24 protein-coding genes are annotated in these 24,894 nt (G+C 66.9%); 11 read left to right on the top strand and 13 right to left on the bottom strand.

Translation table 11 applies throughout. The annotated features are described in order from the left end of the window. The 6 genes from Y900_RS15290 to clpB all read right to left on the bottom strand — a co-directional run bounded on the left by Y900_RS15290 (position 1) and on the right by clpB (position 6,927). On the bottom strand, positions 1 to 771 hold the full coding sequence (locus Y900_RS15290) for an FAD-dependent oxidoreductase (protein ID WP_036342974.1): 771 nt from the start codon (positions 769 to 771) through the stop codon (positions 1 to 3). Positions 772 to 779: 8 nt separating this feature from the next. Further along, positions 780 to 1,340: an orotate phosphoribosyltransferase gene (gene pyrE / locus Y900_RS15285; protein ID WP_051660079.1), complete on the bottom strand. Its 561-nt coding sequence runs from the start codon at positions 1,338 to 1,340 to the stop codon at positions 780 to 782. Then, positions 1,327 to 2,103 carry an SDR family NAD(P)-dependent oxidoreductase gene (locus tag Y900_RS15280; protein WP_036342973.1) on the bottom strand — a complete coding sequence of 259 codons (777 nt, stop codon included), beginning with the start codon at positions 2,101 to 2,103 and terminating at the stop codon, positions 1,327 to 1,329. The genes pyrE and Y900_RS15280 overlap by 14 nt, the downstream gene beginning before the upstream one ends. Before the next feature lie 17 nt (positions 2,104 to 2,120). Then, complete coding sequence (ttfA, locus tag Y900_RS15275; protein WP_036342971.1) at positions 2,121 to 2,906, bottom strand: trehalose monomycolate transport factor TtfA; 786 nt, start codon at positions 2,904 to 2,906, stop codon at positions 2,121 to 2,123. 59 nt (positions 2,907 to 2,965) lie between these two features. Beyond that, positions 2,966 to 4,318 carry an alpha/beta hydrolase domain-containing protein gene (locus tag Y900_RS15270; protein ID WP_036342970.1) on the bottom strand — a complete coding sequence of 451 codons (1,353 nt, stop codon included), beginning with the start codon at positions 4,316 to 4,318 and terminating at the stop codon, positions 2,966 to 2,968. Positions 4,319 to 4,380: 62 nt separating this feature from the next. After that, a complete protein-coding gene (clpB, locus tag Y900_RS15265) occupies positions 4,381 to 6,927 on the bottom strand; it encodes an ATP-dependent chaperone ClpB (RefSeq protein WP_036342969.1) in 2,547 nt (848 codons plus the stop codon). A gap of 152 nt (positions 6,928 to 7,079) precedes the next feature. Between clpB and Y900_RS15260 the strand changes: the two genes are divergently transcribed. Then, positions 7,080 to 7,382 (top strand): hypothetical protein, encoded by a 303-nt coding sequence (locus tag Y900_RS15260; protein WP_036342967.1) that lies wholly within the window; start codon positions 7,080 to 7,082, stop codon positions 7,380 to 7,382. Here the strand turns inward: Y900_RS15260 and Y900_RS15255 are convergent. Both Y900_RS15255 and Y900_RS15250 read right to left on the bottom strand, forming a co-directional pair. Beyond that, positions 7,379 to 8,323 (bottom strand): putative antibiotic biosynthesis monooxygenase, encoded by a 945-nt coding sequence (locus tag Y900_RS15255; RefSeq protein ID WP_036342966.1) that lies wholly within the window; start codon positions 8,321 to 8,323, stop codon positions 7,379 to 7,381. The genes Y900_RS15260 and Y900_RS15255 overlap by 4 nt on opposite strands. Positions 8,324 to 8,326: 3 nt before the next feature. Next, entirely contained in the window at positions 8,327 to 8,740 is a 414-nt protein-coding gene (locus tag Y900_RS15250) for a hypothetical protein (protein WP_131536174.1), read from the bottom strand. Positions 8,741 to 8,802: 62 nt separating this feature from the next. Here Y900_RS15250 and Y900_RS15245 point away from each other — a divergent pair, with 62 nt between their 5' ends. The 9 genes from Y900_RS15245 (at position 8,803) to Y900_RS15205 (ending at position 17,147) form a co-directional block, all read left to right on the top strand. Then, the gene (locus tag Y900_RS15245) at positions 8,803 to 9,471 is read left to right on the top strand and encodes a GAP family protein (RefSeq protein ID WP_036342965.1); all 669 of its coding nucleotides are present in this window, start codon (positions 8,803 to 8,805) and stop codon (positions 9,469 to 9,471) included. A 23-nt stretch (positions 9,472 to 9,494) separates the two neighbouring features. Beyond that, the gene (locus Y900_RS15240; protein ID WP_036342964.1) at positions 9,495 to 10,670 is read left to right on the top strand and encodes an FAD-binding oxidoreductase; all 1,176 of its coding nucleotides are present in this window, start codon (positions 9,495 to 9,497) and stop codon (positions 10,668 to 10,670) included. Positions 10,671 to 10,778: 108 nt separating this feature from the next. Further along, positions 10,779 to 11,024, top strand: a complete 246-nt coding sequence (locus tag Y900_RS15235) for a hypothetical protein (protein WP_036346847.1) — start codon at positions 10,779 to 10,781, stop codon at positions 11,022 to 11,024. A gap of 9 nt (positions 11,025 to 11,033) precedes the next feature. After that, positions 11,034 to 12,818, top strand: a complete 1,785-nt coding sequence (acsA, locus tag Y900_RS15230; protein WP_036342962.1) for an acetate--CoA ligase — start codon at positions 11,034 to 11,036, stop codon at positions 12,816 to 12,818. Further along, positions 12,815 to 13,789, top strand: a complete 975-nt coding sequence (gene pdhA / locus Y900_RS15225) for a pyruvate dehydrogenase (acetyl-transferring) E1 component subunit alpha (protein WP_036342961.1) — start codon at positions 12,815 to 12,817, stop codon at positions 13,787 to 13,789. The genes acsA and pdhA overlap by 4 nt, the downstream gene beginning before the upstream one ends. Then, positions 13,786 to 14,769, top strand: coding sequence for an alpha-ketoacid dehydrogenase subunit beta (locus Y900_RS15220; protein ID WP_036342960.1), 984 nt, complete (start codon positions 13,786 to 13,788; stop codon positions 14,767 to 14,769). Before pdhA ends, Y900_RS15220 begins: the two co-directional genes overlap by 4 nt. Next, complete coding sequence (locus tag Y900_RS15215; protein WP_036342958.1) at positions 14,766 to 15,980, top strand: dihydrolipoamide acetyltransferase family protein; 1,215 nt, start codon at positions 14,766 to 14,768, stop codon at positions 15,978 to 15,980. The genes Y900_RS15220 and Y900_RS15215 overlap by 4 nt, the downstream gene beginning before the upstream one ends. Positions 15,981 to 15,992: 12 nt before the next feature. Then, complete coding sequence (locus tag Y900_RS15210) at positions 15,993 to 16,235, top strand: acyl carrier protein (protein ID WP_036346845.1); 243 nt, start codon at positions 15,993 to 15,995, stop codon at positions 16,233 to 16,235. Positions 16,236 to 16,244: 9 nt separating this feature from the next. Next, on the top strand, positions 16,245 to 17,147 hold the full coding sequence (locus tag Y900_RS15205; RefSeq protein ID WP_036342956.1) for an aldose 1-epimerase: 903 nt from the start codon (positions 16,245 to 16,247) through the stop codon (positions 17,145 to 17,147). A gap of 14 nt (positions 17,148 to 17,161) precedes the next feature. Here the strand turns inward: Y900_RS15205 and Y900_RS15200 are convergent, their stop codons facing one another. From Y900_RS15200 to dnaK, 4 genes are read right to left on the bottom strand one after another with little or no spacing between them, the layout of a single operon-like run. Then, positions 17,162 to 17,533, bottom strand: coding sequence for a heat shock protein transcriptional repressor HspR (locus tag Y900_RS15200; protein ID WP_036342955.1), 372 nt, complete (start codon positions 17,531 to 17,533; stop codon positions 17,162 to 17,164). Continuing rightward, positions 17,533 to 18,714, bottom strand: a complete 1,182-nt coding sequence (gene dnaJ / locus Y900_RS15195) for a molecular chaperone DnaJ (RefSeq protein WP_036342953.1) — start codon at positions 18,712 to 18,714, stop codon at positions 17,533 to 17,535. The genes Y900_RS15200 and dnaJ overlap by 1 nt, the downstream gene beginning before the upstream one ends. Positions 18,715 to 18,748: 34 nt before the next feature. Continuing rightward, positions 18,749 to 19,384: a nucleotide exchange factor GrpE gene (grpE, locus tag Y900_RS15190; protein ID WP_036342951.1), complete on the bottom strand. Its 636-nt coding sequence runs from the start codon at positions 19,382 to 19,384 to the stop codon at positions 18,749 to 18,751. Then, positions 19,381 to 21,231 carry a molecular chaperone DnaK gene (gene dnaK / locus Y900_RS15185; protein WP_036342949.1) on the bottom strand — a complete coding sequence of 617 codons (1,851 nt, stop codon included), beginning with the start codon at positions 21,229 to 21,231 and terminating at the stop codon, positions 19,381 to 19,383. The genes grpE and dnaK overlap by 4 nt, the downstream gene beginning before the upstream one ends. 318 nt (positions 21,232 to 21,549) lie before the next feature. On the opposite strand from dnaK, the gene Y900_RS15180 reads away from it, so the two are divergent. Continuing rightward, entirely contained in the window at positions 21,550 to 23,676 is a 2,127-nt protein-coding gene (locus Y900_RS15180) for a CocE/NonD family hydrolase (RefSeq protein ID WP_036342948.1), read from the top strand. Here Y900_RS15180 and Y900_RS15175 read toward each other — a convergent pair. Further along, a complete protein-coding gene (locus tag Y900_RS15175; RefSeq protein ID WP_036342946.1) occupies positions 23,673 to 24,893 on the bottom strand; it encodes an MFS transporter in 1,221 nt (406 codons plus the stop codon). The genes Y900_RS15180 and Y900_RS15175 overlap by 4 nt on opposite strands. Position 24,894: the final 1 nt, after the last annotated feature.

Genomic DNA, 24,894 nt, shown 5'->3' with positions numbered 1-24,894 from the left:
TCAGAGGCTGTACAGCAGTTCCACGCGGCCGAATCTACTGGCTGTTCGACTCACCAGCGCGACCTGCGCACCGCCGGGTAACCCGGTTTGGACAGGCCAGTCAGCCTCGGCGGGCAACGGTCCGATCGACAGCGCCACGCCTTCGGTAGCACGCACCAGTCGCGTCCGTTCCGGCGTTGCCAATTCCGCGCCGGCTATGCGCCCGTGCTCGAAGATCAACCGCTGCAACACCGTACCGCGCGCACCGTAAATGTCTCGTGCGTCGGCCTGCTGACGCAGCCACTGGGCCAACGCCAAGCCGGGACGGTCCGCGTCGGACCGCTGATCGCCCAACACCGCGACCCGGACGGTCTCGGATTCGGAGCGCATCGGCGTCATGATGTCGGGAACCTGGCTGTAGATCACGCCGAACGGCGAGGCGATGCAGCGCACCGACCAATCGCGCAACCGGGAGCCGAAGAATGGTTCGATCGTGGCGCGCCGATCAGCCTTGACCGGCACCGGCTGGGCCCGAACGGCCGTGAGCTCCAGATCCCGGACCGGCGTACCTTCCAGCCCGAGATCTTCGGTCATCGATTCCAAGTATGCCGCGATATCGGAATCCATTGTCTGCCAAGAGATCTCCGCGTCAGCGATTTCCACGTCCAAATCATGGTCGGCGCAGCAGATCGCGTGGGCGAGCGCGCCGGGCCCAGCGCCGGCGCAGATCACGTCGACGACGTCGTCCCACGGCCATTCCGAAGCCTCGATGAGCTCCTCGTCGTTTTTCACCGGAGGTATCAGGTGGTCGGCAGGCCCAGGTCGGCCAGACCCAGCAGGCTCCGGTAGGGCACCCCTTCGGCCTCGATCGCCTCGGCCGCCCCGGTTGCCCGGTCCACCACCGTCGCAACCCCCACGACGGTCCCACCCGCCTCGCGCACACTCTGCACGGCCGTCAGCGCGGAGCCACCAGTGGTGCTGGTGTCCTCGACCACCAGGACCCGCTTGCCGGATACTTCAGCGCCTTCGATCAGACGTTGCATCCCATGGCTTTTCACTGCTTTGCGCACCACGAAGGCGTCGATGGGGCGGCCCGGCGCGTGCATGACCGCGCTGGCCACCGGGTCAGCACCCATGGTCAGCCCGCCGACGGCGGCGTAGTCCCAGTCCGCAGTCAGTTCGCGCATCAGCCGACCGATCAGCGGAGCGGCCCGATGGTGCAACGTGGCGCGGCGCAAGTCGACGTAGTAGTCGGCCTCCTTGCCCGACGACAGGGTCACCCTGCCGAACACCACAGACAGCTGGCGGACCAGCTCGGCGAGTTCGGCGCGTTCGGTGGCGTTGAGTTCAGGTGCGCCCACGGCCTCTTCCCATCGTGTTGTTGACCGCGCGGACCAGCCCACGCGGGACGAGTCGGCCCACCGAGGTCAGTACTTTGTACTGCAGACCGGGAATGCTGATGACCTTGCCCTTGGCCACATCGGCCAGGCTTACGGCGACAACGTCATCGACATTGAGCCACAAGATGTTCGGGATCGACTTCATGTCGATGCCCGCCCGCTCATGGAATTCGGTGTGCACGAATCCCGGGCAGACGGCGTGAATGCTGACGCCGGTGCCGGCGATACCGTTTGCCAGCCCTTCGGTGAACGACACCACCCAGGCCTTCGACGCCGAATAGGTCGATCCACGACCTGACAGCAGCCCGGCCACACTGGCGATGTTGATCACGGTGCCCGAGCCTGCCTCGATCATCGACGGCAGGGCCGCGCGGGTGAAGTGCATGACGGCAGTGACGTTGACGTCGAGCTGGGCCTGCAGCTGGGCGGGGTCGGCGGTCCAGAACTCACCGGACGTGCCGAACCCGGCGTTGTTCACCAGCACCTGCACCCCGGCGGCCAGCCGGTCGGCGACTCGCGCGCGGTCAGGGCCCTCAGTGAGATCGGCGGGCAGCACCTCGACGTCGACACCGTGGGCGGCCCTCAGCTCGGCGGCGAGGTCCTCGAGTCGATCCACGGAGCGGGCAACCAGGACGAGGTTGTAGCCGTCCCGCGCGTAGCGGCGGGCGTAGCCCGCACCGAGGCCCGCGGTGGGGCCGGTGATCAGGGCGACAGGACGGGGCACGCGGCGACCCTACCGGGTCAGCGCTGGTAGTTGGGAGCCTGAGTGCCAGTCTGGCCGACACTGCGCGGCTGCTGCGGACGCAGCGGCGGCGGCGCATCGACATGTCCCGGCGGCAGTTCCCGGCGGCCTGCGGGGGCCAGCGGGCGGCCTGGGGAGGCGTTGCGCCGCCCGGCTGACTGGGTCAGCGCCGGCTGCACGGTCGGGGGCAGCACCCGCAGCAGGTCGTTGAACTGCCGCACGGTGCGCAGCCCTTCATCCCACTGGGCCCGGGTGGACGAGATCGGCATGGAGACCAGCGTCCAGTTCTGCTCGTTCCACATGATCTCGGCGCAGTCCGGCGCGGTGTGGGCGAACGTCACCATGCGACGGTCGCACGCCCGGCGGGCGGCGTCCAGGTTGGTCGAATAGACCATCCGCGGGCCGATGGCGCCCAGCAGCCAGACGTCGCTCTCCCGCGGCTCGGCGATGCCCTTGAGGCGCAGATCCATCACTACGTTGGTGCCGACCTTGCGGTGCAGCGCGATCACCGTGGCGACGTCTTCGAGGTCGAAGATGTACACCGCTTCACCGCGGATCTGCCCGAGCACCACGTTGCGGGCGGTGACATCGCCGACGGTGGACATCACCCCGCGCTTCCAGCGGTCGATGATCTCGGCGGACTCGGGTTCGAAGTCGAACCCGTGCGACCGCGCCCAGGACTTACGGCGGCGGCCCAAACCACGTCGACGACCGATGTCGACGTACAACAGCACCGCCGCACCCACGAAGCAGAGCGCGGACAGCGTGAACCAGAACGGAACCATTAGGCCTAGCGTATCTGCTCACTGCCCGGAAGCGAGAACTCCAGCAGGTCACAGACCTATTACGGCCCGGTCGCCTCGGCGAGTTCCAGGATTTCCGCGCGGTCGGCCGCCAGCAGGACTCCGGCCGCGATGGCGGCGTCCAGCGCGGCGGTGAACCGCTCCAGGTAATCGGCGCCGCCGCCCGGATACAACTCGGCCAGCGTCGCGGCGTCGAACGGCTCTCCCGAGCCGAAGATTGCGAGCAGCACGTTGTCGTCGGAGCCGGCCCCCGATGTCCGAGCCGTGGGGACGTCGACCCAGGGCGTTCGCACGCCGCCGGTGGCCACACCGTGCGCATCGAGGACGATTTCAGCGGGGTCAGTGTCGGTCAGGTCGATCCGGGGCGCGCTCGGCGCCGGCCTTCCCGTGCGCACCCAGTCGTGCAATTGCGCGACCGCGGCCTGCAGCACGTAGTGGTGTTGCGGGGCGAAGTTGATGAAGTGCGGCAGCTGTTGGCCCATCAGCTCGTTGGTGGGCGCGTACGCCACCACGAGCTGCTCGAGCGGGACGGCGCCGTTGTCGATGAAGCCGACCCGGATCGTGTAGTTGTCGGCGTGCGCCGAGCCGGGGATCTCCCAGACCCGAAGGTGCTCGGCGTCCGGTACGCGGGCGTGCCGGTAGCCCAGCAGCCGGGCGTCGAGCAGATCGGTCTCGGTGATCACGGCCAGCACGGGCACACGCAGGTCCGCGCGGAACGGCACCGCTACGGAGTGGAACGACCCGGCTTCGTCGAGCAGCGAAGTGCCGTCCAGCGGTGCCGCCGAGCCGAACCGGGAGTGGATCAGGAAGCCGTCGAACACCGCCGCGGCCGGATCGACCTCGTTGACGTAGGTGGTCAGGAAGGTGGCCGACTGCGATTCTCCGGCCGCGAGCACGACGGCCGGGGCCAGGCCGTCGACCCTGCCGGCACGCACGGCCCGGCCGACCTGGGTGAAGATGTCGTAGGCATACGCATCACCAGGATGACTGAGGTCTGAATAGCGTTGCGGATCCAGTGTTTTCAGAGACGCATCGCCCACCAGGCTGAGGCCGCCTTCGATCCCGACCCGTTGCGCGGAGACCACGACGTAGGCGTAGCCGCTGCGGGCGATCTCCCGGTGCGCCATGAACCAGACGGCGGGAGCATCGATTCCGCCGCTGACGTTGAGCCATTCGACGATGGCGGTCCCGTTCCAGGCGGCGTCGTCGACCGGTCGCAGCACCACGACGCGCGTGACGTAGTCCGCTGAATCCGGCGGCGCGTAGGAGGCCGCCGTACCCGAGACGAAGAACTCGTCGGCGCGATATCCCAGCGTCGCCAGGTCGTAGGCGCCGAGCAGCAGATTCGGCTGCCCGGAAACCGCCGTGATGACGGGATCAGTGGTCGGCACCATCAAATCAATAGCAGAGGCGGGCGGGCCCCCGCACCGAAGTGCGGGGGCCCGTCACGTCACTCTCAGCCGAGGATCAGCGATTCGCCATCCGGGCTGACGTTTACCGGCACGACATCGCCGTCATGCACCTCACCGGCCAGCAGCAGCTTGGCGAGCTGGTCACCGATCGCCTGCTGGATCAGCCGGCGCAGCGGCCGGGCACCGTAGAGCGGGTCGAATCCGCGCTCGGCAAGCCACTGCTTGGCGGGCAACGACACCTCGAGGGTGAGACGCCGCTGCGCCAACCTCTTCTGCAGCTGAGCCAACTGGATGTCGACGATCGACACCAACTCGTCGGGCTGCAGTGCGTCGAAGACGATGACGTCGTCGAGTCGATTGATGAACTCGGGCTTAAAGGCCGAGCGCACCGCCGCCATCACCTGCTCCTCGGTGCCGCCGGCGCCGAGGTTGCTGGTCAACACCAGGATGGTGTTGCGGAAGTCGACCGTGCGGCCCTGACCATCGGTCAGCCGGCCCTCGTCGAGCACGGCGAGCAGGACGTCGAACACATCCGGATGCGCCTTCTCGACCTCGTCGAACAGCACCACCGAGTACGGCCGCCTCCGCACCGCTTCGGTCAACTGACCGCCCTGGTCGTAGCCGATGTACCCGGGAGGCGCACCGACGAGTCGCGCGACGGAGTGCTTCTCGCCGTACTCGCTCATGTCGATGCGGATCATGGCCCGCTCATCGTCGAAGAGGAACTCCGCCAACGCTTTTGCGAGTTCGGTCTTACCGACACCGGTCGGCCCGAGGAACATGAACGAGCCTGTCGGGCGGTTCGGGTCGGCCACTCCGGCCCTGGTGCGGCGCACCGCATCCGAGACGGCCTGCACGGCCTTGACCTGTCCGACGACACGCTTGCCCAGCTCGGACTCCATCCGCAGCAGTTTGGCGGTCTCGCCCTCGAGCATCCGGCCTGCCGGGATACCGGTCCACGCCGACACGACGTCGGCGATGTCGTCGGGTCCGACCTCCTCCTTGAGCATCACGTTCTCGCGTGCTTCGGCCACCGGCAACGCCGCGTCGAGCTTCTTCTCGATCTCGGGGATGCGGCCGTACCGGAGCTCGGCAGCCTTGGCCAGATCGCCGTCACGCTCGGCCCGGTCGGCCTCACCGCGCAGCTTGTCGAGCTGCTCGGTGAAGTCGCGCACGATGTCGATCGCGTTCTTCTCGTTCTGCCACCGCGTGGTCAGCTCGGCCAATTGCTCCTTCTTGTCGGCCAATTCGGCGCGCAGCTTGTCCAACCGTTCTTTGGACGCATCGTCAGACTCCTTCGCCAGGGCCATCTCCTCGATCTCGAGGCGGCGGACAATCCGCTCGACCTCGTCGATCTCGACGGGTCGCGAGTCGATCTCCATGCGCAACCGTGACGCGGCCTCATCGACCAGGTCGATGGCTTTGTCGGGCAGGAACCGTGACGTGATGTAGCGGTCGGACAGCGTGGCCGCAGCCACCAGCGCCGAGTCGGTGATACGCACGCCGTGGTGAACCTCGTAGCGGTCCTTGAGCCCGCGCAGGATGCCGACGGTGTCGTCGACCGACGGTTCGCCGACCAGCACCTGCTGGAAGCGGCGTTCCAGGGCGGCGTCCTTCTCGATGTACTTGCGGTACTCGTCGAGGGTCGTCGCACCGACCAACCGCAGCTCGCCACGGGCCAGCATCGGCTTGATCATGTTGCCGGCGTCCATCGCGCCTTCTCCGGTCGCACCGGCACCGACGATGGTGTGCAGCTCGTCGATGAACGTGATGATCTGCCCGGCCGAGTTCTTGATGTCGTCGAGCACCGCCTTGAGCCGCTCCTCGAATTCACCGCGGTACTTGGCGCCGGCCACCATCGATCCCAGGTCCAGCGAGATAACGGTCTTGTCGCGCAGGCTCTCCGGCACGTCGCCGGCCACGACTCGCTGGGCCAGGCCCTCGACGATCGCGGTCTTACCGACGCCCGGCTCACCGATCAGCACAGGATTGTTCTTGGTGCGCCGGCTCAGCACCTGGATGACGCGGCGAATCTCGGTGTCCCGGCCGATGACCGGGTCGAGCTTGCCTTCCCGGGCGCGTGCAGTCAGATCGGTCGAGTACTTCTCCAGCGCCTGATAGCTCGCCTCGGGGTCCGCGCTGGTCACACGGGCGCTGCCGCGAACCTTCACGAACGCATCGCGCAGCGCCTCGGGGGAGGCACCGTGACCGGTGAGCAGCTTGGCTGTATCGGAGTCGCCGGTGGCGAGCCCGACCATCAGGTGCTCGGTCGAGACGTATTCGTCGTCCATCTCTGTTGCGAGTTGCTGGGCGGTGGTGATCGCCGCAAGTGACTCACGCGAGAGCTGAGGTTGCGAGGTCGCACCGCTGCTTGATGGCAGCCGGTCGACGAGTCGCTGTGCTTCGGCGCGGATGGTGGCTGGATCGACACCGACAGCCTCGAGCAACGGCGAAGCGATGCCATCGGTCTGCGTGAGCAGCGCCAACAGCAGATGGGCCGGCCTGATCTCCGGGTTGCCGGCGGCCGAGGCAGCCTGCAACGCGGCGGTCAGCGCCGCCTGAGTCTTGGTTGTCGGGTTGAAAGAATCCACGACACCTCCGTTTCGTCTAGAAAAACTTGTCGAGCTCTACAACGCCGTCAATGTTGAGTCTGTTCCGCTCAAGTTTAAAAGATTGCGCCCAATTTTCGATAGGGCCTTCCGGCATCTGTTTTCGCGACCCTGATCGAACATATGATCGATTGGTGGGTGAGCTGACATCGATTGGTTACAACGGTCAGCCGCTGCGGCCGCCCTTCCGGCCGGTGTCCCCGCCCGAACCGGTGCTCGTCGATCTGACCGCACTCTTTCCCCGCGAACCGCACCGTACCGGCCGCTACCACCCGCATGGATTGCAGATGCACAAGGTCGTCAATGGCACGCTGTCCTGCTGGGGATTGTGCGAGCAGGGCGATTGGTGGGGCCTGGTCACCTACGACATCTCCTACGGGCCCAAACGCAAGGCAGTGACGCACTGGGTTCCGGCCTGGACGCTCAAGAGAACCTAGCCTCGCGCGAAGTCCCAGTACTGCAGCCACCGCACGACCGCGAACACACCCAGCGTCACCAGATAACCGACCAGGATCACGCTCGCGCCGAGCACGCTGATGCGGACCCCCGCCCCGTCGATCGGATCGAGCCAACGCCGGAACCACCGCCCGACCCACGGCATCAGCGCCCACTGCAGGACAGCCACGCTGACCACCTGACTGAGCCACATCGCCAACCACGGCGGGGCGCCGGCGCCGTCGAGGACCGGGCCCATGAACCGCGACAGCAGCATCACCGTCGGGTAGAGCACCAGCAGGATCAGCATCGCGGTCTTCCATCTCGGAGTGACCGCGGTGTGGCCGTTTTCGGTCCGCACGGTGCTGCCGAAGGTCGTGATCGAGGACACCATGGAGAATTCTCGGGTCAGGCTCAACCGCAGCGGCCCCAGCGCGGCGCGGCGTTCCGGAGACTCCAGCCACGTCACGAGTTGGTGTTCGGTACGGAACCGCAGCACCGCGAACGAATCGCCGCCGGTGTCCGGGGCGAAGGTGCAACATCCTTCGAACCCGCTGAACCGAGCGCTCACCTCCGCCAGCTGAGCCTCGGCCGCTACGAAGTCGGCGGCGCGGTCCGCCGCCACCATGTGCCGAAAGAAGCCGACGCCGGACGGCACTCCGCTGTCCTCGACGATCACGATGTCTGCGGTGGCACGAAGAATTCCGCACCGCCTGCCGTCGTTGAGCGACCGTTGGCGGGCCGAGCTGTCTAACCAATGGTGCAGCGCCCGCGCGTTGGCAAAGGTGACGGCGAGTCCCCAGTCCAGATGCGGATCAGCCAGCACGGAGACCCGGAAATCAGTCGACTCCGATGCGGTGGTGCGCATCGTGTCGGCCCACTCGATGAAGTCGGCGGGGTCGTTCGCGGGGTGGAAGATCGTGACGACGGTCGCCGTGCTCATGGGCTAGGTCCGCCCGGCGTTCGGGACCGAGGTCGTGGCGTACGGGTTGGTCAACGTGACCGTCGTCGTGGGAGTGGTGTACTCGGTCTCCGACGGGATGACCACTTCGCCCGAGGTGTCTGACGGCGACGTCGAGGTCGACGGCGCCGACCCCGGGTTGAGATCGGTGGTGGAGATCCGCGTCGAAGTGGTGCGCGAGGTGGAAGACGTCGTCTTGCTCGAGGACGTGGTGGTGCTGATCGCCGGCGCGTAGGTCACCGGCCCGTCGCGCCGCTGCGAGCTGTCCGAAGTGTCCAGTACCGCGTACACCAGGATCGCGAGCAGCACCAACGCTGCCACCCCGGAGACGTAGACCAGGGTGTTCTGCTGGCCGTCGTGGCCGCCATCACCCTTTTCTTCGTCGGCATCCATGCCCACGGGCAGAGATAGTACGGTCAGCCGTGACCGAGCGTTGCCCGTCTACGCCCCAGGAGGCATCTGTGACGACCGGCCTCGGTTCGGAGCTGACCGAACTAATCCCCCTGGCGCTCGTCATCACACTGTCCCCGCTGACGATCATCCCGGGCATCCTCATGCTGCACACACCCTCGCCCCGGCCGACCAGCATGGCGTTCCTGCTGGGCTGGGTGCTCGGCATCGGCGGCCTGACCGCGGCGTTCGTACTGGTGTCCAACGCTCTGGGCGGACTCAACAAGCAGCCGACGTGGGCGCCCTACGTCCGCATCGTGATCGGGGTGGCGCTCGTCGGGTTCGGGCTCTACCGATGGTTCACTCGCAAGCGCACGGAGCACACCCCCAAATGGCTGACGTCGATGACCAGCATCGGTCCACCCCGCGCCTTCGTGACCGCGGTGGTGCTGGTGGTGGTCAACCCGAAGGTCCTGTTCATGTGTGCCGCAGCGGGTTTGGCGATCGGCTCGGCGGGGCTGGGGACCACTGGGGCGTGGACGGCCGACGCCGTGTTCACCGCTGTCGCGGCGTCCTCGGTGGCGTTGCCGGTGCTGGCCTATCTGGTCGCCGGTGAGCGGCTGGACCAGCCGCTGACCAAGCTCAAGAACTGGATGGAGGCCCAGCACGCGACGCTGGTCGCCGTGATACTGGTCGTCATCGGTGCCATGGTGTTGTACAAGGGCGTTCACGGCCTGTAGCCCGCGGGCCTACACTCGCGGCCGTGGGTCTGGAGGATCGTGATGCGCTCGCGGTGCTGCAGGCTGCGTTCGAAGACGCCGCGGCTCCCCAGTCGGCATCCCAGCAGCTGCTGAACCGGTTCTACACCCGCTGGTTCGCACTGGACTCTGAAGTGCGGGACCTGTTCCCCCCGGAGCTGGCGTCGCAGCGGGCGGCGTTCGGTCAGGCGATGCACTGGGTGTTCGGCGAATTCGTCGCCCAGCGCGCCCAGGCCCCGGTGGCCTTCCTCGCCCAGCTCGGCCGTGATCACCGCAAATACGGTGTCACACAACGACATTACGATAGTATGCGGCAGGCGTGGTACTCCGAGATGCGCAGCCACTTCAGTGATCGCTGGACCCCAGCCGTCGACGACGCCGCAATCCAGGCCGTCAACCTGATCACCGGAATCATGGGCGGCGCGGCCGACGCCGAGAATGGGCCCGCGTGGTGGGACGGCACCGTCCTCGAACACCACCGGGTATCACGCGACCTCGCGGTCGTCCGCCTGCACTTGGACCGGCCGATGCCCTACCACCCGGGGCAGTACGTCAACGTCCACGTTCCCCAGTGCCCGCGCCGCTGGCGGTTCCTGTCACCCGCCATGCCACCGGACCCGGACGGGTTCATCGAGTTCCACGTGCGCTCGGTGCTCGGCGGCATGGTCAGCAATTCGATCGTGGCCGAGACCCGGCCTGGCGATCGCTGGCGGCTGTCCAGCCCGCACGGCGCACTGGAGGTGGACCGCGACGGCGGCGACGTCCTGATGGTGGCAGGCAGCACCGGCCTGGCGCCGCTGCGGGCGCTGATCATGGATCTGTGCCGATACGGCGAGAACCCGCGGGTGCATCTGTTCTTCGGCGCCCGCTATCCGTGCGAGCTCTACGACCTGCGGACCTTGTGGGAGATCGCCGGCTCCAACCCGTGGCTGTCGGTATCGCCGGTATCGGAGTACTCCAGCGATCCGCCGTGGGCGGCCGACTATCCCGATGTCCAGCCACCCCGCGGCCTGCATGTGCGCCAGAACGGGCGACTTCCCGAAGTGGTGACCAAGTACGGCGGCTGGGGCGATCGGCAGATCCTGATCTGCGGAGGTCCCGCGATGGTGCGCGCCACCCGCGACGCTCTGCTCGCCAAGGGCGCACCGCCGGAGCGCATCCAGCACGACCCGCTGCACTGACCCAGCCGGTCGCAGCCCGTTAGCCCCGAGTTCGGGGACTTTCGTCCCTTCCAGCTCGCATCAGCCTCGACCACCATCGTTTGTGGGGGTGGTAAGTGAGGGGTGGAGATGACTTCTGGTTTGGCCGACGAGACTGAACTCGACGCCGTTGCTTGGGAATTCCTCTGCTCGCCATACACCGGACGCATCTACTGGGACTGGTCGCTGGAACGGCGGCTCGACGCCTACCTCCGCCATCAGGACCGCCACGACATCCTCAACAGCGGTGCCGCCTACGCGACGTTGCGCGACAGGGTGATGGCCAACCTGGGGCAGGCCCGCCGCAAGGGCGTCTTGGCCCCGCCGCACGTGTGAGGGGACACCATGGACGTCATCCACAAAGGCGACGGCGACCTCAAGGTCACCCCCAACCTCGTCGACTACGCACAGACCCGCGCCTCGTTCCGATGGTCGGATGTGCCCGACCTGTGCGCCGGGATGGGTCAGGGCGGCTGCAATATCGCCTACGCCGCTGTCGACCGACACGCCGAAGGCCCGGATGCCGACCGGACCGCGTTGCGGTTCATCGCCGACACCCCCGACTCCCCCGGCCTGACCACCCACGACATCAGTTACGCCGAGCTGGGCCGGTTGTCGCGTCGGTTCACCAACGTCCTGCGCGGCTTGGGAATCGGCAAGGGTGACCGCGTCTTCGTCATCATGGGCCGCGTCCCCGAGCTCTACACCACCATGCTCGGTGCGCTGCGCAACGGCAGTGTGGTCTCACCGCTGTTCTCCGCGTTCGGCCCCGAACCGATCGCCACCCGCGTCAACATCGGATCAGCCGATGTGCTGGTGACCACGGCGGCGATCTACAAGCGCAAGATCGCCAAGATCCGTGGGGAGCTGACGTCGGTCAAACATGTACTGGTGGTCGGTGACGACATCGAGGGCACCGAGAACTTCCATCGGCTGATGGACGCCGCAGGCGACAACGCACCCATCGAACACACCACCGCCGACGATCCGTCGCTGCTGCACTTCACCAGCGGCACCACCGGCACACCCAAGGGCGCCCAGCACGTCCACGGCGCGGTCGCCATGCACTACATCACCGGCCGCTACGCCCTCGATCTTCACGCGGGCGACATCTATTGGTGCACAGCCGATCCCGGCTGGGTGACCGGCACCTCATACGGGATCATCGCCCCGCTGCTGCACGGCGTCACCTCGATCATCGACGAGGCCGAGTTCGATGCACAACGGTGGTATCGCATCCTGCAGGACGAGCAGGTGACGGTGTGGTACACCGCCCCGACCGCGATCCGGATGCTCATCAAGGCCGGCCCGGAACTGCCTGCGCAGTATCACTTTCCGCACCTGAGGTTCATCGCCAGTGTGGGTGAGCCGCTCAACGCCGAAGCGGTGTGGTGGGGCAAACGGGTGCTGGGCTTGCCGATTCACGACAACTGGTGGCAGACCGAGACCGGCGGCATCATGGTGGCCAACACCCCGGCGTTCGACATCAAGCCCGGCTCGATGGGCCGCGCACTGCCCGGGGTCGACGCCTGCGTGGTGCACCGCGACGATTCCGGCGCGGTCACCGTCATCGACGAGCCGGACGTCGAGGGCGAGTTGGCGTTGCGCGTCGGCTGGCCGTCGATGTTCCGCGCATACCTGAACCAAGACGAGCGCTACCGCAACAGTTTTGCCGGCGACCTGTACCTGTCGGGCGATCTGGTCAAGCGGGACGCCGACGGATATCTCTGGTTCGTCGGACGGGCCGACGACGTCATCAAATCGTCGGGGCATCTGATCGGACCCTTCGAGGTCGAGAACGTGCTGACCGATCATCCCGCGGTCGCCGAGGCCGCGGTGATCGGCAAGCCCGACCCCACCTACGGCGAACTGGTCAAGGCGTTCGTCACGCTCAAGACGGGATATTCCGAGAGCGACGAGTTGCGTCGCGACCTGATGGGCCATGCGCGAAAGAGGTTGGGGGCCGCGGTGGCACCCAAGGAGATCGACTTCGTGGATGCGTTGCCCCACACCCGCTCCGGCAAAATCATGCGCCGGCTGCTCAAAGCACGCGAGCTGGGACTGCCCGAGGGGGACACCTCGACGGTGGAGACCGCCGCCGTCCGACACGGCAGCGAGGTGACCGCATGACCGATCAGGACTTGGCGCGAGGGCTGCTCTCGGACATGATCCGGGTACGGCGCATGGAAGAGAAATGTGCCGAGATGTACAGTGCGGCAAAGATTCGCGGCTTCCTACACCTCTACGTGGGCGAAGAAGCGGTGGCCGCGGGCTCACTGCGCGCACTGGGACCCGACGATGCCGTGGTCGCCACCTACCGGGACCATGCCCACGCCTTGCTCCGCGGGATCCCGCTCACCTCGATCATGGCCGAGATGTTCGGCAAGCAGGAGGGCTGCTCGCGCGGGCGCGGTGGGTCGATGCACCTGTTCGACGCCTCGCGCCGGTTCTACGGCGGCAACGCCATCGTGGCGGGCGGCCTGCCGCTGGCCACCGGCCTCGCCTTCGCTGACGCGCAACTCAAGCAGAATCGCGTCACCGCATGCTATTTCGGCGAGGGCGCCATCGCCGAAGGCGCCTTCCACGAATCGCTGAACATGGCCGAGCTGTGGCAGTTACCGGTGCTCTACCTCTGCGAGAACAATCGCTACGCCATGGGCACCGCCATCGACCGCGAGCTCTCCCAGACCGACGTCACCGCCAACGCCGCGGCCTACCGGGTGCCCACCGCATCGGCGGACGGCATGGACGTGCTGGCCTGCCATGCCGCGACCGTTGCCGCCGTCGAGCACATCCGCACCGAGGGCGGCCCGTTCTTCCTCGAATTCCGCACCTACCGGTTCCGCCCGCATTCGATGTTCGACCCCGAGTTGTACCGGGAGAAGACCGAAGTGGAGCACTGGCGTGAACGCGATCCGATCCGGCTGTTCACCGAAAAGTGCCTGGCTGAAGGCGCTTTGACCGCCGGTGACGTCGCGGCCATGGAACAGCGCGCCGCCACCGAGGTCGACGACGCGGTGGCCTACGCCGAGGCCGGAACGCTGGAGAGCGTCGACGATCTCACCCGGGATCTGATGACACCCGCGGAGGCACTGTCGTGAAGACCACCTACCGCAACGCCGTCCACGACGCGATTCGCGAGGCGATGCGCAACGACCCCCGGGTGGTTCTACTGGGCGAGGACGTCGGGCGCTACGGCGGTACCTACGCGGCGTCGAAGGGACTTCTCGAGGAGTTCGGCCCCGAGCGGATCCGTGACACCCCGCTGTCCGAGCTGGGATTCGTCGGCATCGGCATCGGAGCAGCGATGAACGGTCTGCGTCCGATCGTCGAAGTGATGACCGTGAACTTCAGCCTGCTGGCGCTCGACCAGATTGTGAATACCGCTGCGGCACTTCGACACATGTCCGGTGGGCAGTTCTCGGTCCCGCTGGTCGTCCGGATGGCGACCGGCGCCGGCCGGCAGCTCGCCGCCCAGCACTCGCACAGCCTGGAGGGTTGGTACGCCCACATCCCGGGGATCACGGTGGTGGCCCCTGCGACGGTGGCCGACGCGTACGGCATGCTGCTCACCGCATTGGACGATCCCGACCCGGTGATCGTGTTCGAGCATGTGCAGCTCTACAACACTGCCGTCGACATCGACGCCCTGGTGCCGACCGACATCAACCGGGCCGCAGTTCGCCGCACCGGAACTGACGTCACGCTGATCGCTTACGGCGGCTGCGTGCCCAAGGCGCTCGATGCTGCCGACCAACTGGCTCTGGCCGGGATCGACTGCGAGGTGATCGATCTGCGCGTGCTGCGCCCCCTTGATGACGACACCATCCTGGAGTCGGTGCGCAAGACGCATCGCGCGGTGGTGATCGACGAGGCGTGGCGCACCGGCAGTCTGGCCGGGGAGATCAGCGCGCGGATCGTCGAGGGGGCGTTCTATGACCTGGATGCGCCGATCGCCCGGGTGTGCAGCGTCGAGGTGCCAATCCCCTACGCCAAGCATCTCGAAGAGGCGGCATTGCCGCAGCCGGAGAAGATCGTGGCTGCGGTGCGGGGGCTGTTCGGGACAGGTACCGGCGGATGATCGAGTTCACGATGCCCGCCCTCGGAGCGGACATGGACGAGGGCACCCTCGACGAGTGGCTGGTCAAGCCCGGGGACGCGATCACCCGCGGGCAGATCGTCGCGGTCGTCGAAACCACCAAAGCCGCAGTGGAAATCGAATGCTGGCATGAGGGTGTTGTGGCCGAGTTGCTTGTCCCCGTCGGGCAGACCGTGGCCGTGGGCACACCGCTGGCCACCCTGGCCGAATCAGGTGAGACGCCGCGACCGCACATGGCGGCACCGGCCGCGGCACCGGTTGCGGCGCCCCACCCCGAGACCCCGGTTGCACAGCGACCGACCCTGGCCGCGCCCGTCGGCCACCGACTGTGGGTGTCCCCGGTCGCACGGCGTACGGCGGCGTCACTGGGCGTCGACCTGGGCGCTGTGACCGGAACCGGCCCGCAGGGGGCGATCACGCTCATCGATGTCGAGCATGCCGCTGCCGCACAGCATCACGCCGAGCCCAAGCCGGCCGCCCCCGTCGCGAGTTCCGAACCGAAGTCGGCGGCGGAGAAGGCCAAGCAGCGCGGCGCCGCCATGCGCGCGTCGATCGCCGCGGCGATGGGCCGCTCGAAGCGGGAGATCCCGCACTACTACCTGGCCGACGAGGTAATCCTTGATACCGCACTGGGCTGGCTGACCGAGCAGAATGTGAACCGGCCGATCACCGAGCGGCTGTTGCCTGCGGTGTTGCAGCTCAAGGCGGTGGCGCTGGCCGCGCAGCGGTTTACCGAGTTCAACGGCTTCTGGCATGACGATGGCTACCAGCCGGCGGCGGGTGTGCATGTGGGCGTGGCGATTTCGCTGCGTGGCGGCGGGCTGGTGGCGCCGGCGATCCACGACGTCAACGAGAAGAAGCTCGACGAGCTGATGAGCGACCTGACGGATCTGGTGGCCCGCGCTCGGGCCGGCTCGCTGCGTAGTTCGGAGATGTCCGATCCGACCATCACCGTCACAAACCTGGGCGACAAGGGCGTCGACTCCGTCTTCGGTGTGATCTACCCGCCGCAGGTGGCGCTGGTCGGGTTCGGCAGGCCCGCGCAGCGCGTGGTCGTGGTCGACGGCGGAATCCGGGTTGCGACAACGGTGCATGCCAGCCTGGCCGCCGACCATCGCGCCAGCGACGGTCATCGCGGCGCGTTGTTCCTTGCCGAGATCAACCGGTTGCTGCAGCAGCCCCAGGAGCTGTAGGAGGTGCTCGACGTGAGCGATACCGAGATCCGCGACCAGGTTGTGCAGGAACTGCTGGCCATCGCGCCGGAGATCGACGAGGGCGACCTGTCCGACGCCGAGCTCCTGCGTGACCAGGTCGACCTGGATTCGATGGACTGGCTGAACTTCCTGGTTCGGTTGCACAAGCGCTTCGAGGTCGACATCCCGGAGTCGGAGTACGCCTCACTGCGCACGATCGACGACTTGACCAGCTACATCGGCGCACACCGCTAGACTTCGACGGTGGCCGAGCTGCCGTCCGTCGTTCTGCGTGATCCGTCCTCACCACTGACGGCGACGTATGTCCCGTCGGCGGGCATGATCTGCACGTCGCTGTCCGACGATGGCGTGGAATTTCTAGGTCAGCGCCGCGGCCTGCAGGCCTATCTGAGCGACGGGAAGACGCTCGGCATCCCGATCCTGTATCCGTGGGCTAATCGGTTGAGCGCCAACGGCTATGGGCTCGACGGCGGCGCAGTGACGTTGACCCCCGGGGTCGGCGGTGTGCGCACCGACCCGAATGGCCTGCCGATCCATGGCGTGCTCGCGGCATATCCAGGGTGGCAGGTCACCGAGCAGTCCAAGAACCGGCTGATCGCCGATCTGGACTACGGAAGCCGGCCGGCCCTGCTGGCCAGCTTCCCGTTCCCGCATGTGGTCACCCTCGACATCACGTTGGCCGACCGAGCGCTGACGGTGCAAACCACCGTCACAGCCACCACGTCGGCGGCCGTGCCGCTGTGTTACGGCTTCCACCCCTACCTGACCGTTCCCGGGGTTCCCCGATCAGAGTGGACGTTGGAGACGCCGCCGCTCGAGCATCTCCTCGTGGACAACCGCGGTCTCCCGACCGGCGAACGAGTGGACTGGCCCGCCTACTCGGAGAAGCTGGGCGACAAGACATTCGACGACGGGTTCGACGGGGTACCGGCAGGTGGGGTGTTCGCACTCGCCGGCGGTGACCGCCGCATCGAAGTGCTGTTCACCCAGGGATTCCCGGCCGCGCAGATCTTCGCGCCGGGCAACGACGACGTCGTGGGACTTGAGCCGATGGCCGCGCCCACCAATGCGCTCGGCACGGGCGGCTATGACACCGCGACGCCCGGGCGGCCGGCGGTTTCGGTTTTCACGATCCGGTTGCGCTGACTTCGCCGAGCGTACTAGCGGCGCGGCTTCCAGACCACCAGCGCGGTGCTCTTCGGTACTACCGCCAGATCACGACGCTGGTTGGCGCGCAACGACTCCAGCTCGTCCATCATCTCCTCGACGCGGGACTGCAGAGCCTCGACCTGATTGGTCAACTCGATGATCCGCTTGATCCCAGCGAGGTTCACACCTTCGTCCTGTGACAGCCGCTGCACCTCGCGCAGCAGCTCGACGTCGCGCTCCGAATACCGCCTTCCGCCACCGGAACTGCGCCGGGGGCTGACCAGACCGAGCCGGTCGTAGGTGCGCAACGTCTGCGCATGCATACCGGCCAGCTCGGCGGCCACCGAGATCAGAAACGTCCGGGCCTCATCCGACGTGGCCATCAGCGGTTACCCGCCCATCCCGCCCGGGGGTCGAATCCGCTGGACCGCTCGGCGGCCGCGTAGGCCTCGAGCGCCTCGAGCGCCTCGCCCTCGAGATTCGGTGGCACCGCAACCTTCACGGTGACCAACAGGTCGCCGTGACCACCGTCGCGTTTGGGCACTCCACGCCCACGCACCCGCAGGATCCGGCCATCGGCGGTGCCCTTCGGCACTCGTACCCCGACCTTGCCCTCCAGGGTGGGCACGGAAAGTGTTGTCCCCAAGGCCAGTTCGGTGAAGCTCACCGGGACCGCAACGGTTAGGTCATCGCCGTCACGGCCGAACACCTTGTCCGGCCGAACATGCACGGTGACATACAGATCGCCCGACGGGGCACCGCGCAACCCGGCCTCACCCTGACCGGCCAGCCGAATACGCTGACCGTCCTCGACGCCCGGTGGGATCCGGACGTTGATGGTGCGGGTACGGGTGGTGACTCCGGTGCCGTGGCACTCGTCGCAGGGATGCTCGATGATCGAGCCGCTCCCCCGGCAATCGGTGCACGGCTCGGAGAACCCGAACGCGCCCTGGTTGCGGTTGATCACCCCGGAGCCGTTGCACGACGGACACACCTTCGGGCTGGTGCCCGGACGCGCGCCGCTGCCATGGCAATTCGTGCATGGCGCCGGACTGGTCAGCCGCAACGGCATGGCGACGCCCTTGGTCGCCTCCAGGAAATCGAGATCGGTCTCGGTCTCGAGGTCCTTGCCCCGCCGCGGCCGGCTCGGGCGCGGCGCTGCGCCGCGCCCGAACAGGCCACCGAACAAGTCGCCGATGTTCGTGCCGCCGGTCTGGCTGGCCGTGTCGAACAGGTCGTTCAAATTGAACTCGCCGCCGTCGGCACCGTAGCCACTGAAGCCGCCGAACCCACCGCCGCCGCCGTTACCGCGGCGGAACCCGCCGCCGGCGAACATCCGCCGGGTCTCGTCGTACTCCTTGCGCTTGGCCGGATCGGTCAGGACGTCCCTGGCCTCGCCAACCTCTTTGTAGCGCTCGTCGGCCGCCTTGTTGTCCGGGTTGCGGTCGGGGTGATTCTCAGCGAGCAGCTTGCGGGCCACCCGCTTGATTTCGTCCTCGCTGGCGTCAGAGGAGACGCCGAGCACCTTGTAGAAATCCTTCTCAACCCATTCGCGTTGGACCATGCCGCGTCACCTCCTCTCACCGTTGGTCATGTTGTTAATTCGATTCTGCGTTCTGCGCGCCGCTCTGGTCGCCGTTGACGGGCGTGTCGGCCTTCTGAGGTGCCGCTGATCCGTCGTCGACGGTGTCCACGACCCCGACGAGCGCGTGCCGGAGCACCTGATCGCCGAGCCGGTAGCCCTGCCGCATCACGTTGCCCAGAACCGGCTTGGAGCCTTCGCCCTCGTGCTGCACGGCTTCGTGCAACGACGGATCGAACTCGTCGCCCTCGGCGCCGAAGGCTGTCAGCCCCAGTCCGGCCAGCGCTGACGTGAGCTTGTCGGCGACCGACTTCAGCGGACTTGTCTCGAGGTCGCCATGGCTGCGTGCCCGGTCCAGGTCATCGAGGATGGGCAGCAACTGGCTCACCACGGCGGCCTTGGCGCGCTCGCCGGCCACCTGCTGATCGCGCAGCGCGCGCTTGCGGTAATTGGCGAAATCGGCCTGCACTCGCTGCAGGTCACCGAGCAGTTCAGCGGCTTTGTCCGACTCCTCCGGCGTTTCGCCCGCGAAGTCCCCCGGCGCCGGCCCGCTGGGGGCCGGGCCGGAGGCCTCGCGAACTTCTCCGGTCTGGGGGTCGATTCGGCGCTTGTCGGTGACAGTTACCGGTTCTTCCTCTCGACCTTCGCTCACTTGCGCTCCTGATCATCGTCATCCACGACCTCGGCGTCCACGACATCGTCAGCGGACGAGCCGCCCGACGAGTCGGCGCTCTGGTCAGCCTGAGTGGCCTCGTAGATGGCCTGGCCCAGAGCCTGGCTTTCCTGGCCCAGCTTCTCCATGGCGGACTTGATCGCGCCGATGTCGCTGCCGGCCAGCGCCGTCTTCGCCTCGGCGATCGCGGTGTCGACCTTGGTCAGCGTGTCCTCGGGGACCTTTGAGCCACCATCGGTTTCGCGCTGTTCAGTGACGAACTTCTCCGTCTGGTAGACCAGCGACTCGGCTTGGTTGCGGACGTCGGCCTCTTCGCGGCGCTTGCGGTCTTCCTCAGCGTGCGACTCGGCGTCCTTGATCATCCGGTCGATCTCCTCCTTGGACAGGCCGGAGCCTTCCTGGATCTTGATCGTGTTCTCCTTGCCGGTCCCCTTGTCCTTGGCGGTGACGTGCACGATGCCGTTGGCATCGATGTCGAAGGTCACCTCGACCTGGGGCACACCGCGCGGAGCCGGCGGGAGGCCGGTCAGCTCGAACGACCCGAGCAGCTTGTTGTGCGCCGCGATCTCGCGCTCACCCTGATAGACCTGGATCTGCACCGACGGCTGATTGTCGTCGGCCGTGGTGAAGGTCTCCGACCGCTTGGTCGGGATCGTGGTGTTGCGCTCGATCAGCTTGGTCATCACGCCGCCCTTGGTCTCGATACCGAGACTCAGCGGTGTGACGTCAAGCAGCAGAACGTCTTTCACCTCACCCTTGAGGACACCGGCCTGCAGCGCGGCACCAACGGCCACAACTTCGTCGGGGTTGACGCCCTTGTTGGGCTCCCGTCCACCGGTCAGTTCCTTGACCAGGTCGGTCACCGCGGGCATGCGGGTGGAACCACCGACCAGCACCACGTGGTCGATGTCGGACACCGAGATGCCGGCGTCCTTGATGACCTGCTGGAACGGCTGGCGGGTGCGGTCCAGCAGATCTTGGGTGATCTTCTGGAACTCCGAACGGGTCAGCTGCTCGTCGAGGAACAGCGGGTTCTTGTCGGCGTCGACGGTGATGTACGGCAGGTTGATCGAGGTGCTGCCACTGGAGCTCAGCTCGATCTTGGCCTTCTCGGCGGCTTCGCGAAGCCGCTGCATGGCCATCTTGTCCTTGGTCAGGTCGATGCCGCTGGTGCCCTTGAACTTGTCGACCAGCCAGTCGACAATCCGGTCGTCCCAGTCGTCGCCACCGAGGTGGTTGTCACCGGAGGTCGCGCGGACCTCGACGACACCGTCGCCGATCTCCAGCAGCGAGACGTCGAACGTGCCACCGCCGAGGTCGAAGACCAGGATGGTCTGTTCCTTGCTGCCCTTGTCCAGGCCGTAGGCCAGCGCTGCAGCAGTCGGTTCGTTGACGATGCGCAGCACGTTGAGGCCGGCGATCTGGCCGGCTTCCTTGGTGGCCTGACGCTGGGCGTCATTGAAGTAGGCGGGCACAGTGATGACCGCGTCGGTGATGTCCTCACCGAGGTAGCTTTCGGCGTCCCGCTTGAGCTTCATCAGCACGCGGGCGCTGATCTCCTGCGCCGTGTAGTCCTTACCGTCGATCTCGACGGACCAGTCGGTGCCCATGTGCCGCTTCACCGAACGGATGGTCCGGTCCACGTTGGTCACTGCCTGGTTCTTGGCGGGCTGGCCGACCAGCACTTCGCCGTTACGTGCAAAAGCCACCACCGATGGCGTGGTACGGGACCCTTCGGAGTTGGCGACGACGACCGGGTCGCCACCCTCCAGTACCGCCACGACGGAGTTGGTGGTCCCGAGGTCGATGCCGACCGCACGAGCCATGTTGAATCCTCCTGATAGTTACGTCTTTGGGTCTGAGCGAACCAGGCTCAAGACTGCCCCTCTTGCCGGGCGGCTGTCAAGCCAGAGTTGAGTCGGTTTCACTCAAGTTGTCGAACGGGTCAACGGCAGGGGTTCCGGATTTGTTCCCAGGAGGCGCGCTAGTCGCCGAGATCGACGCCAGCGTGGCTGCCTCCCGCACTTTCGCGCGCCAGCGTCGATCTCGATTTCGTGGCCAACACTTTTGACGACGTCGTCAGACTTGCCGCAGGTTGAGCGAAGCGCCAGACACACCCGGCACGCCACGCTACTTATAGACGAATGGGTGCAGGGGCGTTTGTCGGTCGTATCGGTGGGCTTGCGGTAGCGCTGGGGATCGGGGTGGCGATCGCCGCCGGAGCCGGACAGGCCGCCGCCGCGCCGGCCGGCTCCTCGGATTCGTCGTCGGCCAGCACATCAGGGCCGCGGTCCTCGGCGCAGCACAGCGGGTTGGCGAAGAGCGCGAGGACCGTCCGGGCCGATTCCGGCACGACCGCAACCAAGACCACCTCGCTGGCGACCGTTCGGTCGGTGATCACGCCGCGGGCGACCGCGACCGCGACTGCCACCGGCACCGCCACGCGCACCGTGACCGACGATCCGACGGCACCGGTCGACTCCCCGGTGACGCTGGCGCTGGCCGCCGCATCCCGGCGCGAAGTGCAGGCCACCGCACAGCCACAAAGCACCGTAGCCGCGGCGACAACCACGGTGCCCGCCGCGGACGTGCCCGCCATCCCCACCGAAGTGGTGGCTATTCCGCAGATCGCGCCGTTGGCGTTCCTGCAACACATTCCGGTCCTGGGTCCGGTCGTGTTCACCCCGATCGTGGCGTTCATCCACCAGATCCCGGTCTTCGGCGACGTGCTGCATCCACTGTTCGGTTATCCGGTGCAACCGGGAGCATCACCCAACGCCGCACAACCCCGCGACGTCAAGGTGGTCTCGTTCGACGGCACCCAGATCTACGTCCACTTCATGCCGGCGTCCGGGCTGCAGGAAGGCACCCAGGCTCCGACGATCTTCTACGGTCCCGGGCTGGGCATGCCCGGCCAGACGAGCATCGACGGCAGCGTCGTCGACGGCGTTCTCACCAATGCCCTTGGCATGCCGAGCATCCTCGCCCTGCGCAAGGCCGGCTACAACGTCGTGACGTGGGACCCACGCGGTGAATACAGTTCGGGCGGCCAACTGCAGATCGACTCGCCTGACTACGAGGCCCGCGATGTGTCGGCGATCATCAGCTGGGTCGCCACCCAACCGGAGGTCAAGCTCGACGGCCAACCGTCCGACCTCGATCCCCGGATGGGTATGGTCGGTGCGTCGTACGGCGGCGGCATCCAATTGGTCACGGCGGCAACCGATCACCGGGTCGACGCGATTGTGCCGACCATCGCGTGGAACAGCCTGACCAGCTCGCTCTACAAGGCTCAGTCGTTCAAGAGCGGCTGGGGAACACTGCTGTCGGCCGTGCTGGTCCTCACGCTGGCCCGCACGAATCCGGCGATCCTGCCCGCCACCATCTACGGCGACCTGACCGGACATTTGACACCGGCAGATGTGGCGCTGCTGGCGCAACGCGGCCCCGGCCTCCCGACAGATCTGCTCAACCAGATCACCGCCCCCACCCTGTTGATCCAAGGCACCGTGGACACCCTGTTCACCTTGCAGGAGGCCAACGCCAACGCCCTCGCGCTGATCGGCAACAACGTCGACACCAAGGTGATCTGGTTCTGCGGCGGCCACGGCCTGTGCACCAACGACCTGTTCAACACCGGCGGCGTGCTGGTCCAACAGCGCACCCTCGAGTGGCTCGATCACTACGTCAAGCAAGACGCGTCGGTGCAGACCGGTCCGCAGTTCGAGTGGGTTGACCAACGGGGCCAACACCTTTCGTCGGCCTCCTACGATCTGGCACCGAGCGACCCGGTGTTGGTGTCCAGCACCAAGACCCGGACCCTGCCGCTGGTGCCCTTCCTGGGAGCCGGTGGATTGTTCGGAGTGGTGCCGATCGGATCGTCACCGGCCATCGACGCGCTGAACTACACGACGCCGGCCGTCGCCACGACCACCTACGTCGTCGGCGCACCGCACTTGAGCTTCACCTACTCGGGCGCCGGCAGCGGAGATCACCTCTACGCCCAGCTCGTCGACAACTCGACCGGTCAGGTGCTGGGCAATCAGGTGACCCCGATCTCGGTGACTCTGGACGGAACCGAGCGCATCGCCAGCGTCGACCTCGAGATGGTGGCCCAGACACTCAAACCCGGCCAGAAGGTCACTCTGCAGGTGTTCGGGTCGTCGGCGTCCTACCGTGCGGTCGGGGCGCTGGGCTCGGTCACCGTGTCGAACCTGGAGCTGTCGCTGCCGACCGTCGACCCGTCGACCATCACGGTCAACGCGGCCTAGAGGGCCGGGTTTCCGCGCCGGACGAAGTACCGGGCCACGGCGACCTGCGCGACGGCGAACATCGCGAGCACGCCGCCCACGATGCCGAATGAGCCGTAGGCGCTCCCGCCCGAGCTGAACGCCCCACCGACCAGACTGTCCACTCCGACCGAGGCTGCCGTTCGGCCGAATTCCGTTGCGGCAGTGACACCGCCCGCATGCTCCAGCGGGGTCAGCTCCTGGCGCCACCGGGTCAGCACCAGTCGAGCGCAGACGTTGGCCACCCCGAACAGAAACACAGCCACGACCATGACCCACAGGTTCACCGGAACCCAGCCCACGGCGAGCAGCACCGTTCCTACCACGCCGGCGAACACCCATCCGATTCCGGAGCCGCGGCGCTGCGTCACGGTATACAGCAGCGCGCCGGCAACACCGCCGAGCGCGAACGCCGATCCGATATGCCCCACCATCTCGGGATGGTGCAACAGTCCTTTGGCGAAGAAGGCGCTGAGGTCTTTGCGCAACTCGTAGAGGTGGAACAACATCAGCCCGACGACCACCATCAGGAGAGACCTGTGTTTGAGGATGTACCGCACGCCTGCCCATGCTCCACCGTGCGTGTGGTTGCGGTCCTCGATCGGGATGGCCGGACGTTCGGGGATCAACACGTAGCACGCCGCCGACAGCGCGAAACCGACCGGAATCACGATGTGCGACACGATTTGTGCCGACCAGACCATCAGGCCGCCGAGCATGAGCGGGCCGACGACGGCCCCCAGTTCGAAGGCCAGTTCGTAGCGGGAGTTGATCTTGTCCAGGAGCCGAGGCTGGTGCCCGGCGAGCTCGAGCGGGATTGTGTGCACCGACGTGTCGACGTATCCGCGAATCAGCGCCTCCGCGCTGTAGCAGACGAGGGCCCACGTCAGGCTCAACAGACCGAGGGCCATCGCCGCCGGGACACCGGCCAGCACGACGCCGCGCAGCAACGTCGACACAGCCAGCACGCGGCGGGCGCCGAACCGCTCGGTCGGCCAACCTCCGAGGTAGGTGCCCACCATATGCAGAGCGGTACCGAACGCGGAGAAGAAGGCCGCGGTGCCCAACGACCCGGACAGATCCGCAACCAGCAGTGGCTGCGCCAGATGGACCGCACTGTTGGCAACCTGCGTCAGCAGGACACCGCTGAGCAGGCCGCCCAAGCGGACCGGGTTGGCCTCCGGTGTAACGGGATTCACG

This window comes from Mycolicibacterium aromaticivorans JS19b1 = JCM 16368, from assembly GCF_000559085.1.
In the GTDB taxonomy this organism is placed as follows: Bacteria; Actinomycetota; Actinomycetes; order Mycobacteriales; family Mycobacteriaceae; genus Mycobacterium; species Mycobacterium aromaticivorans.
Note: the sequence above shows the minus strand (reverse complement) of the source record. Positions and strands in the feature narration are given on the sequence as shown.